The 19059-nt window shown below is 30.9% G+C and carries 18 protein-coding genes; 9 read left to right on the top strand and 9 right to left on the bottom strand.

What is annotated here, in order from left to right:
• The coding region (locus tag ACI9TV_RS13000) for a DUF2062 domain-containing protein (RefSeq protein ID WP_415251244.1) at window positions 1-649 on the top strand (649 nt) is incomplete at its 5' end.
• Window positions 650-658: 9 nt separating this feature from the next.
• Here ACI9TV_RS13000 and lgt read toward each other — a convergent pair.
• The 4 genes from lgt to ACI9TV_RS12980 form a co-directional block, all read right to left on the bottom strand.
• Window positions 659-1450 (bottom strand): prolipoprotein diacylglyceryl transferase, encoded by a 792-nt coding sequence (gene lgt, locus ACI9TV_RS12995; RefSeq protein WP_415251243.1) that lies wholly within the window; start codon window positions 1448-1450, stop codon window positions 659-661.
• Window positions 1451-2731: a (Fe-S)-binding protein gene (locus ACI9TV_RS12990; protein WP_415251242.1), complete on the bottom strand. Its 1281-nt coding sequence runs from the start codon at window positions 2729-2731 to the stop codon at window positions 1451-1453. It abuts the gene before it with no gap.
• Window positions 2732-2733: 2 nt separating this feature from the next.
• Complete coding sequence (hemN, locus tag ACI9TV_RS12985) at window positions 2734-4101, bottom strand: oxygen-independent coproporphyrinogen III oxidase (protein ID WP_415251241.1); 1368 nt, start codon at window positions 4099-4101, stop codon at window positions 2734-2736.
• Between the two features lie 124 nt (window positions 4102-4225).
• Complete coding sequence (locus tag ACI9TV_RS12980) at window positions 4226-5947, bottom strand: ABC transporter ATP-binding protein (protein ID WP_415251240.1); 1722 nt, start codon at window positions 5945-5947, stop codon at window positions 4226-4228.
• Between the two features lie 115 nt (window positions 5948-6062).
• On the opposite strand from ACI9TV_RS12980, the gene ACI9TV_RS12975 reads away from it, so the two are divergent.
• Genes ACI9TV_RS12975 through ACI9TV_RS12960 form a run of 4 tightly spaced genes read left to right on the top strand, consistent with a single transcriptional unit; the run spans window position 6063 to window position 9384 of the window.
• On the top strand, window positions 6063-7007 hold the full coding sequence (locus ACI9TV_RS12975; protein WP_415251239.1) for a glycosyltransferase family 2 protein: 945 nt from the start codon (window positions 6063-6065) through the stop codon (window positions 7005-7007).
• On the top strand, window positions 7003-7419 hold the full coding sequence (locus ACI9TV_RS12970; protein WP_415251245.1) for a GtrA family protein: 417 nt from the start codon (window positions 7003-7005) through the stop codon (window positions 7417-7419). The genes ACI9TV_RS12975 and ACI9TV_RS12970 overlap by 5 nt, the downstream gene beginning before the upstream one ends.
• On the top strand, window positions 7406-8719 hold the full coding sequence (locus ACI9TV_RS12965; protein ID WP_415251238.1) for a 3-deoxy-D-manno-octulosonic acid transferase: 1314 nt from the start codon (window positions 7406-7408) through the stop codon (window positions 8717-8719). Before ACI9TV_RS12970 ends, ACI9TV_RS12965 begins: the two co-directional genes overlap by 14 nt.
• Complete coding sequence (locus tag ACI9TV_RS12960) at window positions 8716-9384, top strand: acyltransferase (RefSeq protein WP_415251237.1); 669 nt, start codon at window positions 8716-8718, stop codon at window positions 9382-9384. The genes ACI9TV_RS12965 and ACI9TV_RS12960 overlap by 4 nt, the downstream gene beginning before the upstream one ends.
• On the opposite strand, the gene ACI9TV_RS12955 is transcribed toward ACI9TV_RS12960, so the two are convergent.
• From ACI9TV_RS12955 to ACI9TV_RS12945, 3 genes are read right to left on the bottom strand one after another with little or no spacing between them, the layout of a single operon-like run.
• Window positions 9381-10610 (bottom strand): O-antigen ligase family protein, encoded by a 1230-nt coding sequence (locus ACI9TV_RS12955; RefSeq protein WP_415251236.1) that lies wholly within the window; start codon window positions 10608-10610, stop codon window positions 9381-9383. The two genes, ACI9TV_RS12960 and ACI9TV_RS12955, sit on opposite strands and share 4 nt — an antisense overlap.
• Window positions 10598-11143: an acyltransferase gene (locus tag ACI9TV_RS12950; RefSeq protein WP_415251235.1), complete on the bottom strand. Its 546-nt coding sequence runs from the start codon at window positions 11141-11143 to the stop codon at window positions 10598-10600. Before ACI9TV_RS12950 ends, ACI9TV_RS12955 begins: the two co-directional genes overlap by 13 nt.
• Window positions 11140-12219, bottom strand: coding sequence for a glycosyltransferase family 4 protein (locus tag ACI9TV_RS12945; RefSeq protein WP_415251234.1), 1080 nt, complete (start codon window positions 12217-12219; stop codon window positions 11140-11142). Before ACI9TV_RS12945 ends, ACI9TV_RS12950 begins: the two co-directional genes overlap by 4 nt.
• A gap of 108 nt (window positions 12220-12327) precedes the next feature.
• Between ACI9TV_RS12945 and ACI9TV_RS12940 the strand changes: the two genes are divergently transcribed.
• The 4 genes from ACI9TV_RS12940 to ACI9TV_RS12925 are packed head-to-tail and all read left to right on the top strand — an operon-like array spanning window position 12328 to window position 16308.
• Complete coding sequence (locus tag ACI9TV_RS12940) at window positions 12328-13071, top strand: lipopolysaccharide kinase InaA family protein (protein WP_415251233.1); 744 nt, start codon at window positions 12328-12330, stop codon at window positions 13069-13071.
• Window positions 13064-13816: a glycosyltransferase family 2 protein gene (locus ACI9TV_RS12935; RefSeq protein ID WP_415251232.1), complete on the top strand. Its 753-nt coding sequence runs from the start codon at window positions 13064-13066 to the stop codon at window positions 13814-13816. The genes ACI9TV_RS12940 and ACI9TV_RS12935 overlap by 8 nt, the downstream gene beginning before the upstream one ends.
• Window positions 13817-15268 carry an MBOAT family O-acyltransferase gene (locus ACI9TV_RS12930; protein ID WP_415251231.1) on the top strand — a complete coding sequence of 484 codons (1452 nt, stop codon included), beginning with the start codon at window positions 13817-13819 and terminating at the stop codon, window positions 15266-15268. It abuts the gene before it with no gap.
• Window positions 15269-15279: 11 nt separating this feature from the next.
• Window positions 15280-16308 (top strand): hypothetical protein, encoded by a 1029-nt coding sequence (locus ACI9TV_RS12925; RefSeq protein ID WP_415251230.1) that lies wholly within the window; start codon window positions 15280-15282, stop codon window positions 16306-16308.
• 1 nt (window position 16309) lies between these two features.
• On the opposite strand, the gene ACI9TV_RS12920 is transcribed toward ACI9TV_RS12925, so the two are convergent.
• Both ACI9TV_RS12920 and ACI9TV_RS12915 read right to left on the bottom strand, forming a co-directional pair.
• Entirely contained in the window at window positions 16310-17272 is a 963-nt protein-coding gene (locus ACI9TV_RS12920) for a glycosyltransferase family 9 protein (protein WP_415251229.1), read from the bottom strand.
• Window positions 17273-17900: 628 nt separating this feature from the next.
• Window positions 17901-18746, bottom strand: a complete 846-nt coding sequence (locus ACI9TV_RS12915; RefSeq protein ID WP_415251228.1) for a tetratricopeptide repeat protein — start codon at window positions 18744-18746, stop codon at window positions 17901-17903.
• Window positions 18747-19059: the final 313 nt, after the last annotated feature.

Raw genomic sequence — 19059 nt, 5'->3', positions numbered from 1 at the left:
ATTCTCATATCCCAACTCATTAATCGCAGCAAGTAATGGTTTAATAAGTCCGAGTTTTTCAAATGACATAAGTATTCCTAACAAGATGATTTTTCAATTTAATGATGGAATTTTAACATATTATTTGAATTATAAGCTTGTGAGATGTATAATCTATTCCATGATAAGAAAAACATTGAAAAAAACTTCTAAACATCCAAAGCTCGATGCCTTTATAAAAAAGTATAAAATCCCTCCGCAATACTTATCTACAAATAGAAAAATGGTTTCAAAAGCTGTTTTTATAGGAATTTTTATAGCTTTTATTCCTATGCCTATGCAGATGCTAGCAGTTCTAGCTATGATGCCATTTGTCAAGTTTAATGTGCCTATCGCACTTGCAATGTGCTGGTTAAGTAATCCTCTCACAATGCCTCCAATGTATTATATGGAGTATATGACCGGTGCTTATATTTTAGGAAGTGAAATAGCACCTGTAAAGATGACACTTGAATGGTTTAGTGAGAATATAGATAATATTTTTGTACCACTTTATTTTGGAACACTTATATATTCTGTTGTAGGTTCTTTAAGTGGATACTGGTTAGTAAACTATTTTTGGCACGACTCAGTACATAGAGATAGAAAACTTCACCGTGATAAAAGATAAAAAAGAATTTTAAACTTTGAACTCTTCTTTTTTATAGAACGATAGAATAATTAATGCAAGACCAAGAAGCAAAAACGGCACACTTAACATCTGCCCTGTACTGAAAATTATACCCTCAGAATAAGAGGCCTGTCTTTCTTTTACAAATTCTACTGCTATTCTTGCAGTAAAAATTAGACTTAAAAATAAACCAAAAAGAAAACCTGCTTTAATTTTCTCATTTTTAAATATATAGACGAGGGATAAAACTATAAATATACTCAAGTATGCAATAGCTTCGTACAGCTGCGCAGGATGTCTTGGAATGAGATCTACACGTGAAAAGACAATTGCCCAAGGTACATCTGTTTGAATCCCTAAAATCTCTGAATTCATGAGATTTCCCATACGAACAAAAAATGCAAATAATGCAGTAGGTATTGCAAGTCTGTCTAATAAATAAATAAAATTAATTGTGTTCTTTTTTGCATAATACAATGTTGCGAGGATTGCACCTATCCCACCACCATGACTTGCTAATCCACCCTCATTTATTGCTAATATTTTAAGTGGATTTGAAAAATAATATACTGGGTCGTAAAATAAACAATGCCCTAACCTAGCTCCAATGACTATTCCAATAACCATATATATTTGTAAAGATTCTAATGTCTCGATTGATTTATTTTCATGCTTATATATTCGGTTCATTACTCCAAAGCCAGACAAAATCGCTGCTGCAAAAAGAGCTCCATACCAATGGATACTAAAACCTCCCAAAGAGAGAAGAATAGGACTAACGTTCCATTCAAAATACTCCATCTATCTTTTCAAAGCCTCAGCAATTAATTCGATAGGGTTCTTAAACACTGTCTCTACTCCGGCATTACTCATAGAGTTATTTATCTGCATACGGCAAGCACTACACTCAGCACTTACGATATCTGCTCCAGTATTTTTGATCATTGCAGCTTTTGGTACACCAGCAGCTTTAGCAAAATGATACTTTTCACTCTGCATAGTTACTCCACCAAAACCACAACAAAGATTTGGGTCACTCATTTCTACTATATTGTAGTTTTGACTAATTAAGTTTCTTGGTTCCTCATGAATCCCTTGCATCTTTCTTGCATGACAAGGATCATGATAGGTAATTATCCTAGTATCTTTTTTCTTTAAAGCCAAAACTTTTTCTAATTGTGTGTTATGTTGTAACCATTCTGTAGCCATATGTACTTTGTCCATTACAACTTTTGCACGTGCACGCCAATCTGGCTGATTGTGAAAGTAATGTTCATAGTCAATTTTTAGCATTGCAGAACATGTAGCCTCTGGAACCAAAATAGCCTCAACATCTCGAGAGAAACTCTCAAAGTATTCAATATTAAACTTAGCATTAGAATCTACTGTATCAAAATCACCAGTGAAGTATGCAGGAGCAGAACAACATTTTTGAGACTTCGCTAAAAAAGCATCTATTTCTAAAACCTCAAGAATGTCTAAAAGGCCATCCCCAACATTTTTATAGTTATAATTTGCCAAACAACCAATAAATATAGCTACTTTACGCTTCCCACCATTGTCAATATTTTCTTCATGTGAATTTAAAAATGAAGTTTTTGAAAGACTTGGAAGTAATCTATCTGTTTTTAGCATTGGTAGATTAAAACGAGATTTCATAGAATCAATATCTGCTTTTATCTTAAATCCACACGTCTGAAAAGTCCATCCAAGTTTAAATGCTAAATCATTTAACCAGCGATGACGAAGAAGTAAAAAGAAAGCTCTTTTATACCAAGCTATTCCAAATTTTTGCGCTATGTCTGAGCGAACTTGTTCTATTACCATATCTGTAGGAATAGACTTAGGACAAGCCTCAACACATGCTACACATAAAAAACATGATTCAAAAATATCTTTCGCATTTTTATCTAAGTCCAGTTTACCTCGTTTATAGGCACCAAGTAAATCTAAAAACCCACGTGGTGAAGTAACCTCATCAGGGTTAATGTTATGGATTGTACAAACAGGAATACACTTCCCACATTTTACACAATCATCTGCAGTCTCGCCAAAATCGAAAATATCTTCTAATTTACTCATATTTACACCGTTTTTGAAAATGTTTTTTTATTTGCACTATGCTGATGCATATATGCATCGAAAGGCATCGCAATATTTCTTATAAGCAATGTTCCAGTTTCACTACATTCAATATGCTCATTATCCATACTGAGTAAGTTTTCTGCAACAAATGGTTCTAACGCAACTATAGCATCGGCAAAATAAGTTTTAAACTCTATATTAAAGAGTTTCTCAAATCTTTTAATATCAAGCTTAAAGTTACTCATAAGCTCCATGATAACGAATTGACGAATTAAATCGTCCTGTGTAAGGACAACACCTCTTTCAAATGGAAGTCTACCTGCGTCAATCGCTTCTTCATACTCATTCATCATTTTAAAGTTTTGATTGTAACTATCTATCCCTTCACCAATAGAAGTAAGTCCTACTCCAATTAAATCAGCACCACCCTTTGTTGTGTATCCTTGAAAATTCCGATGGAGTTCACCTTTTTTAATTGCTTTGAAAAGCTCGTCTTCTGGTTTTGCAAAATGATCCATCCCCACCATTTTATAACCATTTGAAGTTAAAAAATCGATTGTGTATTGCATAATATTTAACTTCTCATCAGGAAGAGGAAGAGTAGTCTCATCAATCTTTCTCATAGTCTTTTTCAACCATGGAACATGAGCATAATTAAATACAGCAAATCTATCTGGATTTAAAGTAATTGCAAGAGCAAGTGTTTCTTTAAATGTTTCTAGGGTTTGAAAAGGAAGCCCATAAATAAGGTCTACATTTACGGAAACCATATTGTACTTTCTTGCTAGATCCATTGCTTTTTTTGTAATCTCATAAGGCTGCACACGGTGAACTGCAATTTGAACTTTTTCATTAAAGTCTTGGATACCAAAACTTACACGATTAAATCCTGATTCACTCATAACACGCATCTGATCTTCATCTATATGACGAGGGTCTATCTCACATGATATCTCAGCCTCTGCTACAAAATTTGGAAAGTAGGATTTTATATTTTCTATGATTTCTTTAAGTTGGTCTGCACTAAAAAAGGTAGGAGTTCCACCACCAAAATGCATCTGTATAACTTCACGATTACAATCTAAGTGCTTTGAAAGAATTTCTAGTTCACGTTTTAAGTAATCCATATAACGAATCATTTTGTCTTCTTTAGATGTAAACACAACATTACATCCACAAAAATAACAAGCGCTTCTACAAAAAGGAAGGTGAAAATACAGACTTATAGGACGAGAAGAATCTTGATTTTCTATTTTTGTAATATACTCAGTATACTGATACGAATCACTAAACTCTAATGCCGTAGGATAACTAGTATAACGAGGTCCAGGTTTAGAGTACTTTGTAAATTTTTCAAAATCCAACATTTATTTATCATCCATTATGTATTAAAATCTATCCTCATACTCTCAAAAAATAATTTTTTGTAGCTTTAGAGGATGGTATAAGTACCGCGATTATCTCTAAAATATACTAATAAAGGGATTAAATCTATTTCTCAAGCTCTCCAGCTAATCTTTGATAAACTTCTGACGTTAAGAGAAGTTCTTTATGGCTTCCGCTTGCAACAATTTGACCTTTTTGCATAACCAGAATTTTATCTGCATGCTCAATCGTACTTAATCTATGTGCAATTGTAATAGTAATCTTATCTTTTGTGTATGTATCAAGAGCTTTTTGAATTCTCTTTTCACTTTCATTATCGAGTGCTGAAGTTGCTTCATCAAACAGTAAAAGAGAAGCATGTTTATAAATTGCTCGAGCGATTGCTACACGCTGACGTTGTCCACCTGAAAGATTCGCTCCGAACTCTTCCATCTTCGTGTGGATACCATTTTCAAGTGAGTCTACAAATAAAGAAGCGTCAGCTACTTCTAAAGCATACTTTACCCTTTCCTCGTCTACCTCTTGTCCATACGCAACATTAGCAGCAAGTGAATCTTGAAATATATATATTCTTTGTGAAACAAGTGAAATATGATGCTTTAATGATTCTTGAATTAAATCTTTAATATTAATACCATTTACAGATATACCACCATCATCAGGATCATAAAAACGTAAAAGCATATTGATAAATGTACTTTTACCTCCCCCACTATCTCCGACTAATGCAATATTTTCACCTTTATTAATTTGAATACTTACCTTATCTAATGCATATTTTTCTTCATACTTGAGTGATACATTGTTAAACTCTATAAGCTCAATATCATTTTCTAAAACATTTGCGCCATCAATAATTCGACTCTCTTGATCGAGAATCTCGAACACTCTCTCACTTGCAGCAATAGCATCTTGGATTTTCGCATAAATAGAGCCTATTCGCCTAATGGGCTGAAATACTAAACCTACAGCAGTTAAGAATGCGGTAAATTCCCCAACACTCATTCTTCCATCATACACTTCTTTTCCACCAACAAAAATAACAGCAGCAAGTCCGGTTGCTCCAATAATTTCCATAATTGGAGATACTACTTCACCAACATAAATAGCTTTCATATTTATCTTAAAAAACTGCCAGTTTTCTTTACTAAACCTCTCGAGTTCGTACTTCTCTGTTGCGTTTGCTTTTATAATTTCACTGTTGTTAAAAACTTCAGTGAGTCTTGTCATAACATCTGCATTTTTGTTTTGAGAACGGTGAGAATATTTTTTTAATTTTTTAGCTATGAAGATGAGAGGATAAACAACTACAGGCATTACAACAAGAGAGTAAAAAGCCAATAATGGGTTGAGATAAATTATATACCCTATAAGAGCTATAACAGTAAGACCTTCACGAAAAAGTTCAGGAAGCATATTTGCTGCGAAGTATTGAATTCTTGCAATATCGTTTGTAACACGAGAGATCAGTTCACCACTTCTGTTTAAATATAAAAATGTCATATCTAAATTGATAATTTTTTCTAGCAACATCTCTCTAAAACGAGTCACAATATGCTGACCAATATAGTTCATATAAACAGATTGAATGTACCTACCAATTGCCTTAAAGAAATAGATAGCTACAAGAGCAATAGGGATCAGATAAAGCATCTCTTCTTTACGCTCTATAAACATATCATCCATTAAAGGTTTCATAATATGTGCTGTACCCAAAGTAGCTAAAGTTGTTACAATAATTCCTATAAGAACTAAGAAATACTGAACCTTATACTCTATAATATACGGCCAGTAGCGCTTTAGAATTGCTTTCAAATATAACTCCATATAATAATTCGCGTATTTTACACTATTTTACCCTATTTAAGATTGAACTGTTTTAATATGTTTATTATTTGAAGTATTTCTATGATAGAATAAATATTATTTTTTTAGGATTCAAATGCAGAACAATAAACCTTCATCTTTGCCCTTTATATCTATTGTATGTCCTTGTTATAATGAAGAAGAGGTGATTGAGCATTTTCTTAAAAGCATCACTCCTATTTTAACAAAGAGTGAAAAAAGTTATGAAATCATTTTTATAGATGATGGGAGTAAAGACAACACCCTTAATGTCCTCCTAGAAGCTAAACAAAATCATGAAAACATTCGTGTTATAAAACTCTCAAGAAACTTTGGAAAAGAGAAAGCTCTCACGGCAGGAATTGATCTAAGCCTTGGAGAGACTGTAGTACCTATTGATGTAGATTTACAAGATCCACCTGAACTAATTTTAGATTTCATAAAAAAATATGAAGAAGGTTATGATGTTGTTTTAGCAAAAAGAGTAGACAGAACAACAGACACTTATGCGAAAAAATTCTCTGCAGAAGCATTTTATAAATTTCACAATAAAATATCCGATATATCTATACCTAATAATGTAGGTGATTATAGACTTATGTCACGTAAGGTTGTAGAGCAAATTAAAAAGCTTCCAGAATCTCAAAGATTTATGAAAGGGATATTTGCCTGGGTTGGGTTCCAAACTGTCACCGTTGAATACAAGCGCGAAGCTAGAGTAGCTGGCGAAACAAGTTTTAATGGATGGAAACTTTGGAACTTCGCCTTAGATGGCATCACAAGTTTTAGTACCGTTCCTCTGAGAATATGGCTTTATGTAGGTGTTATACTCGCAAGTCTATCGTTTGTTTACGGTTCTATTATCATCATTAAAACGCTTATCTTTGGTATAGACAGTCCTGGTTACGCATCTTTACTTACCACTGTTTTATTTCTTGGTGGAGTGCAACTCATGGGAATTGGGATACTTGGTGAATATATAGGTAGAATCTATACTGAAACTAAGAATAGACCAATTTATATCATAGAGAACGAATATTAAAGCACTATTTTTAAAAATATCTAATTTTCAAATAGTAAAGTATGGATTTGTTGGTGGTATTTCTACTTTTATCCATATAGCTATCTCATTTTTATATCTTTATTACATTGAGCAAAGTGTTTTTATAGCCAATACTATAGCATTTATTATTGCTTTTATTTTTTCATATACTTTCCAATCGCTTTTTGTTTTTGGACACAAATTACAAATCAACAAAGTCATAAAATATTTCGCTGTGCAATGTAGCTCTTTATTCTTAGCCTTTTTGATCTCACACTTTTTATTCTTTGAAAACTTATACATACAAACAATAGTAATATCTTTCTTATTGCCTCTCATAACATTTTTTATACACAAATTTTGGACTTTTAGAATAGCTACAGATGAGGAAAACAAGCATGAAACAAAATGATTATCTAACAAATAATTTTAATATTATATATTTCTTTCTTTTTACATTAGGACTTTTCTTATCCTACTGGTATGCAACACATCAAATAGTTGATGGAGACATTACTCAAATGCTTGATAAAGGCTATCATGGTTTTTACACAGGGGAATGGTCTAGTTATGGAAATGCTGCTAGTGTTGTTGGAAATGTACCCGGTTCACTTTTAGCCTTTGTCGTTGGTCTACCATTGTTTATAGTTGATTCGCCATGGGCGCCTATGGGCTTTTTACTTTTTCTTCATGCTATCTCATTTTTTCTTTTAGACAATGTAATCAAAAATATTTTTGACAATAAAATGAGACTTGTATTTTTAGTAGTTTACTGGCTTAACCCATGGTTTTTATTTGAAAACATTCTTTACAATCCATCTTACTTATTCTTTTTCTCAGCACTTCACCTCTGGACTGCCTTTAAGATGAAAAATGAAAGTTCTTTTATTTATTCCTTTTTACATATATTGTCTATTGGTATGGCGATGCAGTTACATTATTCCTGGATTATTTTAGCTGTAATGACAGCCTACTTATTTCTTAAGAATGTAATTAAAATCAATTGGTATGGAATAGCATTTTCATTTGCAGTCATCATTATTTCCCTCATTCCTTATATTCAAGAATTTATACATAATGCAGCCATTAGAAGTAATGAAGGGAATAAAGATGATGCAAGATATATCGGTTGGGGTGGTGTTCATGTTTATCCTGTTTTAAAAGCCTTTCTCTATTGGCTTAGATATGGTTCCTTTATTTTTACGAATAAACTCGTAACCAGTGCTAATTTTGACTGGCTTACAACTTCTCTCCTACTCCAACAAATTCTAACATATGCATATCAAGCTATTTTATTTGCTTTTGGTGCTGTAACTTTATGGGTATCTTTTAAAGCAAATAAATACCTTTATTATCAACTAAAAGGTTCTTTACTTACAAGATATTCCCAAGCACTAGAATCTAAAGTATGGTTAAGTGTTTATATATTAAGTGCTTTAATAGGTGTATTTATTAGTGCCGTGCTTTCACCAATTGTATTTAACTATTGGCATCTTCTCATTATCTTTCCTTTTGCACTTTTGCCTTTTTTACTTTTTATAGAAACTTTGGCAATAGAAAAAATCAATAAATACTTCTTTCCCGTTCTCATTTATTTACTTTGTATAAATTTTATCGCTGCTATAGATAGTAAAAAGTATGATTTAAATGCTAATTACTCGAATCAAGTAATAAAACACATCGAGATTCATAATCTAAATGGCAATAAATGAAAACAGATAAGTTTGTAAAACTCATTCGGTATATGTCTGGTATACCAAAAAGTATATACGTAAATTTCAGACTCTTACCATTTAAGCAAGCTATCTACCTACCTATCATGGTATCAAGAAAAACAAAACTACAATCCTTATCTGGAAGAGCCCATATAGATAAAATAAAAACTGGAATCATTAGAATAGGGTTTGGTGGTACCGATATGTTAGATTACCGTTACGATCGTCCTATTATCAAAATAACAGGAGATATTTACTTTAAAGGTAAAGCTAAAATAGCTATAGGTGCAAAACTATTAGTAAATGGTGAATTACATATAGGAAATAATTTTAGTATAACTGGAGATACCCAGATTATTTGTTCTAAAAAAATTTCTATTGGGAATGATGTTATGATTGCTTGGCAAAGTATTATTATGGATACTGATCAACATGCTATATATAACGAGAATAAAGAAATAATAAATGAAGATAAAGAAATAACAATTGGGAATAATGTATGGATTGGAGCAAGAAGCTTCATACTTAAAGGTTCTGTAGTTAAAGATGGATGCATCATTGGAGCCAACACAACAATCACAAAATCTTTTGAAAATGAGTACTCTATAATTGCCGGTAATCCTCCTAGAGTTTTAAAAGAAAGTGTCACTTGGCAACACTAAGATAATACCGAAGCCTCTTCCTTATCCAGTCTCGCTATTGCATTAAATAAACCTGCAAATAGTGCAAAAAATACCATTCCATTCATTACATGGATACTATTATGTGTGCAAGAGTATAAAACGAATGCAATAAGAAACATCCTATTTAAAATAAAGTATTCTCTCGTTTTTATTTTTAAGGTAAAAATAGAATAAAAGATTGATAAAATTATGAGCAAACCAAATATACCCAATTGAACAGAAATATTAATAAAAACATTATGAAAATCAGCAAACATATTCATATCTCTTGTTTTATAGTTATTGACAGTACTATAATGGTTAGCATCCTTCATAACATTACCTATACCTGTTCCTAGTACAAAGTTGTCAAAAAATGTCTGTGTTCCTATCATTATCATGGAAATTCTCATCCCACCTTGATCAGTATAATCCTTTTCATATATTGCTTTATTAAAGCCTTTTTCCAATTGGTGAACTCTCTGATTGAAATTATTACTAAAATTGTATGCGATAAAAAAAGTTGATACAATAATTATAGTAGCTATAAGTATTGCTTTTAATTTATCTTTTATGCGCATTAAGAAAAATGTTGCTATTAACACTATAAAGACTATTTGTCCTGTTCTACCACCATTTATAAATAAGTTAATCACAATAGTAATAAAGAATAATATACTTAATATCTTACTTTTAAGTTCCTCGTGAGAAAAAATGTTACTTAACAATATTGTACTAGTGAAAACCAACACAACACTATATGTTACATGATGCATAAAAGGTGTAGGCATGTGAACTGTTGCATTTTTAAATTGAAATAATTCAAAATATATTCCATATGACAATAATTCGCTTAGCAACATACTCATTAAGAAAGCTGTCAATATATTTGTGACATATTTTTTTTCTAATGCTGTATAAAAAATAAATATCATCAAAAAATGATAATATTTAGAAATATAATCTAAGGCATAACCTAAACTACTTGCCCAAAAAACAGATATTAAACTTAAAATAATTAATGCACTTAACGATAGTATAAGAGGATTGTCCTTAAGTAAATGATATCTATAGTTCCATTCACCTTTATATACCCATAAGATAAATATCACAAATTCTAAAAGACTTACAGCAGCTTTTGACACAGGGAAACTAAAAGCATAAGCAATAAAAAGATAGTTAATATATTTATTAATCTCTTGCTTGTCTATTATTAATCCTCCCAACAAATACCTTCTTTTACTACACTGGCTGGATTACCAACAGCTATAACATTTGAACCAATTGTTTTTGTTAATGTAGAGTTTATTCCTACTATAGAATCATGTCCTACAGTAACCCCCTTTAAGATTGTGACATTATCTGCAATCCAAACATTAGCTTCTAAAGTAATATCACGTCCAGCATTGATAACTTTATCTTTTTGATATATAGGGTGTCCATCTGAGGTCATAATCTTAACATTCCGAGATAAAGAGCAATTATCTTTAATCAAAAGTGTTCTACCCTCTTTAGCAGATAAATAACTATTATGTCCAATACCGCAATTTTTTCCTATAAGTATAGAACAATTGTCACCTAAAATCTCTAATTCTGTATATCTTAGACTTGTACCATCTTCTATAACAAGTTTATTATTACTTCCTTTGGATCGTATCGTACAATTAGCTAACTTAGCATTTTTTGCAATATCTAAATCTAAACTACCTTTAATTCTAATCTTATTTCTTAATTTTTGTATGAATGTGAATTTATTCATACTATCACTTTATACAACTGATCATTTTGCTTTGTAGCGTTGAACTTATCCATTACTTTATTATATCCAGCCAAAGCAATCTCATCTTTCAACTCTCTATCATTAAAAAGTTTCCCAATCCTAGATGCTAAATCTTCAGAAGTTCCATCAAATAACAATCCATCCACACCATCATCAATAATTTCTAATGGGCCACCATTATTAGTGGCTATCATTGGTACTTTATTTGCCATTGCTTCTATAACCACGAGTCCAAAGGTTTCGTTTTTTGTTGCTAAAATATTGATGTCAAATATTTGCATATACTCATTTACATTTTTACTAAAGCCCGTAAAGATAACTTTATCAACAAGGTCTAAATCTTTTACTCTAGCTTTTAATTGAGCTAAATACTCGTCCTGCATAGCAGAACCTACTATAAGAGCTTTTATATTCAAGTCTTTAAGTATTGAGATTGCTTCAATAACTTTATACTGACCCTTACCCTCTTCTATTCTACCTACAATTCCAACTATAAATTCACCATTCATTTTATATTTATCTTGTAAATTTTGGACTACAGTCTTGTCTATATTTGAAGATTCAGTTCCAAGATAAACCATTTCTAGAATCGGTCTTACATCCTGAGGTATAAACTTTTCAAGTTGCTCTTTTACCTTATGTGTTACGGCATGCATCATATCAATGTTTTTATATAACCATCTGTGATATATATCATCCTTGAATCGTGTCATACCCATATGCCTACTCTGAATTAACCTAGGTTTCTTTTTACTAAGCACTTTTGCAAGAACTGCTGTTATCATATCTCGAGTCCAATGGAAATGCACTATATCAATATCATTCTTATCTATATATTTTGCAAGCTTTAAAGCGGGAATAATTGGGAAAAGTTTATTTCTTTTGAGAAGATATTTATTTTTGTTATCGAGATAATTATCAAGTTTTTGGTCTGGTGCTACAACTATTTTACAATTCGTTTTTTTAGAAAAACTTTCATAACAAGATGCAGAAAAAAGTTCTAGTCCACCTAGTCCATGAGCCAAACAGAGTTCTAATATATTTTTATTTTTCATATGATTTATCTATTAAGTTTTTTCTTATGCCAACACTTCTAAAATTTAATTTCAACTTAACACCTTTTTAAATATAATATATTGATTATATTTAATAATAGGTAAAATATGCATAAAATAGTTATAAATGATAGTTATGAATTCTTCAAAAGTTTTTTATTGAACATTCAATCTTATTTTAATGAAAACACTCAAACTATCCATAAAGCCAGAAATGAGCTCAAAGTTATTCACTATAAAGATATTGACACTATAGTAAAATCATTTAAAGTACCAAATGTACTGAGAAGAGTTGTCTACACATACTTCCGAGATTCAAAAGCTAAAAAATCTTATGATAATTCTGTAACCTTAAAAGATTTCACACCAACACCCATAGCTTATATAGAATTTTTCCAAAGTGGTCTTATTAACGAAAGTTACTTTGTAAGTGAGAAATTTAACTATGACTTTACTATACGTGAACCTCTTCTTGATGATAACTTTGAAAATAGAGATGCAATTTTTAAAGCTTTTGCTAAATTTACCTATGAACTTCACCAAAACAATATACTTCACCTGGATTATTCACCTGGAAATATTTTAATTGAAAAAAAATCTAATAGTTTTAACTTTAAAGTGGTGGATATAAACAGGATGGAATTTCGCACATTGACTCTGGGTGAAAGACTACAGAACTTTAATAAACTATGGGCTAAGGATAGTGAGATTTCAATAATGGCAAAAGAATATGCTTCTCTCATGAATGAAAATGAAGACCAATGTATAAAAGTTGCAGTTGACTATAACAACAAACACAAAAATAAAATGAGATTGAAGAAAAGATTAAAAGGTCAAAAGCTTGTTGATTGAGAATATAAGTGCAGTAGTTTTAGCTAAAAACAATGACAATACAATTAAGAAAACACTTGATTCTTTAGTTAACTTTGAGGATGTTGTAGTATACGATAACGGCTCAACAGACAAAACTATGGAAATTACTTCGAGCTATAAAAATGTAAATCTCATTCAGGGTGAATTCAAAGGTTTTGGTTGGACAAAAAATAGAGCTGTATCATTTACTAAAAATAACTGGGTCATAATAATAGATAGTGATGAAGTTGTTGATACAGGTTTATTCCATATTCTGCAAACTAAAAAACTTAATGACAATACAGTTTACCAACTTAATTTTAAAGCTTACTACAAAGATATTCAAGTCAAATACTGCGGATGGAATAACCAAAAAATAAAAAGAATGTACAATAAAAGTGTTACTTCGTACAACATGAATGATGTACATGAAGATATTATTAGTGATAATCTTAAAATAGAGCAGCTTGGAGGCAATGTTGAACATTATAGCTATCATAGCATCTCACAGTTTGTTATAAAAGCCGACCATTATTCAACGCTATTTGCTAAAAATAATGTTGGTAAAAAATCTTCTTCACCGCTCAAAGCTGTTTTAAATGGAATCTATTCATTTATAAAAACATACTTTTTTAAACGCGGATTTCTAGACGGTTACATAGGACTTATCATCTCATTTTCTCATATGGTTACAAATTTTTATAAATATATAAAGCTTTATGAATTAAATAAGGAACAAAAATAAGTGCTCTTTAATTCATACGAATTTATATTTTTCTTTCTACCATTCACATTCTTTATCTATTTTTACCTTTTAAATAAAAGACTGATTGTTGGAGCGAAAGGCTTTTTAGTTTTTTCATCCCTATTCTTTTACTCTTGGTGGAATATAACATACCTTCCAATTATTCTCACTTCTATGCTTTTTAATTATGTCATTGGAAACAGCTTAAACAGTAACTTTCAAAAAGTTAAAATTGGGAAAAAATCACTTTTAACATTTGGAATTCTAAGTAATGTCGCCTTATTGGGCTACTTCAAATACAGCGACTTTTTTATTGAAAACCTTAACCTATCTCTAGATGCTAATATTGACTTACTACATTTAGCACTTCCACTTGCAATATCATTTTTCACTTTCCAACAAGTTGCGTACTTAGTAGATAGCTATAGAGAAGAAACGAAAGAATATGACTTTTTAAATTACGCTTTATTTGTTACATTTTTTCCACAACTCATTGCTGGACCGATTGTTCACCATGGTGAAATGATGCCACAATTTGCGAGTCGATGGAACTTAGTAAAAAACTATAAAAATATTGCCGCTGGCCTTTTTATATTTTCTATAGGCTTATTTAAAAAAGTAGTTATTGCTGACACTTTTGCGACTTGGGCTAGTAATGGATTTAATAAACCAGAAGTCTTAAATTTATTAGAAGCATGGGCAACATCACTTTCTTATACATTCCAACTCTATTTTGATTTTAGTGGTTATACAGATATGGCTATAGGTGCAGCCCTACTTTTTAATATACGACTTCCTATCAACTTTAATTCACCCTACAAAGCTACAAGTATTCAAGATTTTTGGAGAAGGTGGCATATTACCTTATCTAGATTTTTAAGAGATTATATCTATATTCCACTAGGAGGAAATCGTCAAGGTAGCTTTAAAACATCTACAAATCTGCTAAGCACATTTATTATAGGTGGGATATGGCATGGAGCAGGATGGACATTTGTTTTTTGGGGATTTTTACACGGTATGGCTTTAGTCATTCATAATATTTGGAAATCATTTGGGATCAAACTACCAAAAATACTTGCTTGGTTTATTACATTTAACTTTATAAATATTACTTGGGTATTTTTTAGAGCGGAAGACTTTAATACTGCACTAATCATACTTAAAAAGATGTTTTTTGGAGAACTTATCCTTCCCTACAGTATAATTGAAAAATTTTCATACTTGAGCTCTACTAAAGGTGGTGTTGTATTTTTTCATATAGATGCAAGTTCAGATGGAATATTATGGATACTTGGAGCTTTTATACTTATATTAGGTTTTAGAAACAGTACCGCGACTATGAATGGCTTCAAACCAAATTTTAAAAATGCTTTGCTAATGTATTCACTTTTTATAGTATCACTTTTACACTTTACACGTATTAGTGAGTTTTTATATTTTAATTTTTAAGGTTATTACCTATGCTACATTCTAAAAAATGGATTTTAAGTACCCTCTTAGCTATTTTGATAACAATCTCGTCTATTATTGGTTTTAACTTTTTCATGGATCCATTATGGACTTTTAACAATGAACATAAGTTCAATCAATACCAAAAAGGTGGGAGAGAAAGGCAACAAAAAAGTGATGCTTTATACTTTCGTAATCACAAATACGACACACTCATTTTTGGTAGCAGTAGAACAGCTTTTTTAAATCAACATAAGTTCAACGATAGCACATTCAATTACTCTTCATCTGATATGCAACCAAATGAATATATACACTACTTAGATTTTGCAATCAACAAAGCAAAACAGCCGATTAAAACAGTTTATATAGGCTTGGATTTTTTTGGTGCTTTGTCATATCAGCCCACTGCGAGTACAAAATATAAATCAATTTTAGAGGAAATTGAAAAGCCTTTTTATCGTTATAAACTTCTATCTAGTCTAGACACTATAGACTACGCAACAAAAAATTTTAAATATTATTTTAAAAAATCATATATGAAATATACATATAATTATGTTAAAACTTCTCGACCAATTGCAAAACATACACTCCAAGACTATAACAAAGCTATCCAAGGAGATATAGATCTTTTCACGAGAGATAGATATAAATATCCATATGATGAAAGTTATAAAGATATTATTTTTAAGCTAGTCTCAAAATATAAAAATATAAAATTCATTGCCTATACAACACCTGTAAGTGAAAAACATTTTAAAAATATAATCCATAATGATTTATATGAGACTTATGAGAAATGGTTACAAGACTCTGTAAGCGTATTTGGTGAAGTAAGTCATTTTATGTATGTAAATGAAATGGCAACTAACGCTCATTTGTACTTCATGGATTCACACCATGGTTATGCAGAAACATATGAATGTATAACTAGCGATTTATTAAAAAGACAATCTCGTTGTCCAAAAATAATGATGCTTATAAATAAAAATAATTTAGATGAGAAACTTACACTATTAGAAGACTTAAACCACTAACTTAAAAACTAAGTAAGTCTGTTTTAACTTCTTCAAACAACTTAGCTCTTTCATTTACCTCAACAGGTATCATAAAGTGTTCCTGCTTACTTTCTTCACCTATACCCTTCCACCTTTTAGCACTTGCAAAAAGTGAACTTCCAAAAAAAGTCATAGTTGGCGTTCCAACTAAAGATGCTACATGATATGTCCCAGTTGATGTACTTACAAAAAGTTTAAAACTACTAATGAGTTTTGCAAAGTATAGTAATCCATCCAAAGAAAGATAATAAACTATATGTAAATCATAAAGTCGTCTTTGCATATCTTCATAAAGATCTTTCTCATCAGGACCAAACGTCATAACTACTTGGTATCTGTTTGTCTTTACAGTAGCTCGGATGAGTATCTCATATTCATCCAAACTCCAGTTGGCATCGCTAGAACCGCCAAAACCTACATGAAAACAAAGTACTTCTTTTTCTATGTCGTTGTTGATTCTAAAAACATCATAGACTTTTTTTGCATCACTAAATTCTAAAAGAGGTTTTTCATAATCTAAATCGATATCGTTAAACAACTCTTTTGTTAGCTCAAGGTTGTACTCAAACTCTGCCATCTTCACTTGGCTTCTTCTTTGTTTCACTCTGTTTGTGTAAAATATTTGTGCTATCTTTGTTGCAGGAGCTATACGTTTTGGTATGAATGCTAAAAGTTGCGCTATGGCTACACGAGTGTTAGAAAAAAGTGTGAGAGAAGTATCTATATTATAGTGACGGATTTTTTGAGCAAGTTTAAATACCCTTTCACCATTATCAACAATTACCTCATCAATAAATCCACAAGCCTCAGCTAGAGTTTTGTTAAGTGGTGCAACTAAAACTACAATCTTGTTATCTACATTGTGTTTTTTAAGAACATATATAGCTGGAAGTGCAGTTATAAAATCCCCAAGCTTATCGTTTCTCACTACTAAAATATTCATTCATATCCCTCTATAAAAATAGATTCTACATTAAATAGGATAATCTCTTGCTTATGAATAGTTCAATGTACTTTCCCTGTATTACAGATAAAGGGTATTCCTATAAACAAAATTTCTCATTTATATCGCAATTATTTTTAAAAAAGAGGTACAGGGTATTGGCCCCGAATACTGGAAAATCTAAGATATACTAAAAAGCCCTGAAATAGCCACTTTTAATTCTCTATTCTATCAAAAAAAGCTACTAAAAAAAATATATAGCTACCAAGTAGCTATTTTACTCTAGAAAAATCATCTAAACTTATCATCTTATAAAATGTTCCAAAAATCCTAAGCGTTTGTGGGAATTTTCAATTGAGACTTTTGAACACTTTGTGGAAGACAGAAAGCTCGAAATAAAAAATACTGTTCTAAATATAAGAGTTTTCAAATTTTTTATCGCATGAAAATTTTAACTTTTAGGAATACAATCTCTCTAATTTGTTGTCTTTATTTTTAGGGGCATTATATTTCTATTCGACAGATATTTCAACTCATTACAGTTGAGTATTAGATAACGAAGAATATAAGGTTTATATCAAGCATTTATTAGTTTCTTTTTATATTGATGTATAAAAAGCTATTGTAATTAACTTCGTATATTCTTAAATTCTTCACACCCTTTTATATTTTCAAACAATATTTCCTTATCAATTTCATCTTTTAAATTAGGAGATTTTTCTATGGCTACTTGTAAGTCCTCAATAGCTTCATGCTTATTATCAAGAGCTGCATTTGCACAAGAACGCTGCCAATAAGCATATCCATATTCTGGGTCAATTTCTATAGCTTTATTACTAAGGTTCAAAGCCCATTCATATTCATCCATATCAAGAACTGCATCTGCTTTGTAAGCATAAACTTCTGCATCATTATTATTTATTTTTAAAATCTCATCATAAAGCTCTACTCTCGATTGAGGATTTGTCTCTAAATTTGAGCGCATCCACAAAGAGTGGATATACTGGGTATTATATATTTTATTCTGATTATCTAATATTTTTGTTGATTGCTGAGTTAGAGTATCTTGAAGGCTTTGCAGCTGAGAGTTGTATTTTTTTGTTATTTTATCAAGTCTATTTTCAACTATCTCTTCAGTTTTTCCTCTTAAATCTTTAAGTGAATTCCATCCAGCAAAAAGTAGTATAGATGTTACAGCTGCTATAAGGTAAAATATATTACCGATTGTGTCAGTAATATATCTTGCTGCTCTGTCTGTTTGTTCAACTTCAGCTCTTGAAATTCTTTTTTCAACATCATTTTTCAGTATCATATTTTGCATCCGTAAATCTTTAAGTTCATCTATAATGTACCTCTCAATTAATGGTTTCTCTAAGGCTTCATCGACACCTTTAATTTTAGAGTTATCAGCATTAACTGAGGTATACAAAAGTAAAAAAAAGAAAAGGACAAAAGATTTCAACACAATATTCATAAAGAGCCTTTAGCAAACAAAATTAGGAGAATTATAGCAAGTACTTCTAAAAATGAGAACTTATATAGATGATTTATTGATTATGAGTTTAATTTAGAATATGCTTGTCAAATTCCATAACCTGTAGAGACTGTGAAAGAACTCCCAAAGCCAGTAATAATAACAGATTTGCTAAAATAGAAATATTGACTTAATGAAAAATATGGGTGCTTAAAACACCTCTCGAACTATGGTATATTGGGAGTAAACAAAGGTTTATTTACAAATGGCTGTAAAAAAGCTCTAAAATATGCATAAATTGTCAATCTAAAAA

It is taken from the genome of Sulfurimonas sp., assembly GCF_047622445.1.
In the GTDB taxonomy this organism is placed as follows: Bacteria; Campylobacterota; Campylobacteria; order Campylobacterales; family Sulfurimonadaceae; genus Sulfurimonas.
Note: the sequence above shows the minus strand (reverse complement) of the source record. Positions and strands in the feature narration are given on the sequence as shown.